Source organism: Rhizobium mayense (genome assembly GCF_030272705.1).
Taxonomy (GTDB): Bacteria; Pseudomonadota; Alphaproteobacteria; order Rhizobiales; family Rhizobiaceae; genus Rhizobium; species Rhizobium mayense.
This window is the reverse complement of the sequence record NZ_JARFYM010000151.1, coordinates 1-242: the sequence shown is the minus strand read 5'-3', so window position 1 is coordinate 242 and position 242 is coordinate 1. Positions and strand designations below refer to the sequence as shown.

The window sequence follows — 242 nt, the reverse complement described above, 5'->3', positions numbered from 1 at the left end:
CGTGATCTATGACGGCCCGTACGAACTCAACCAGATCACCTACAACTATGACGCCGGCAACGGCTTCACGGCTGTGGTTTCGGTGGAAGATTCCAACTCCGGCGCTGACGCGACTTCCTTCGGCGGCGCTTGGGTTAAGTCCGAGCAGAACCACTACGCTCCTAACGTCGTTGCTGGTGCCGGCTACAAGGCTGGTGCATGGCAGTTCCGCGTCGTCGGTGGTTATGACTCCATCGTCGAAG

1 protein-coding gene is annotated in these 242 nt (G+C 58.7%); it reads left to right on the top strand.

Annotation, left to right across the window (positions count from 1 at the left end):
- A partial coding sequence (locus PY649_RS35380) for a porin (protein ID WP_285873647.1) occupies window positions 1–242 on the top strand: 242 nt, incomplete at both ends.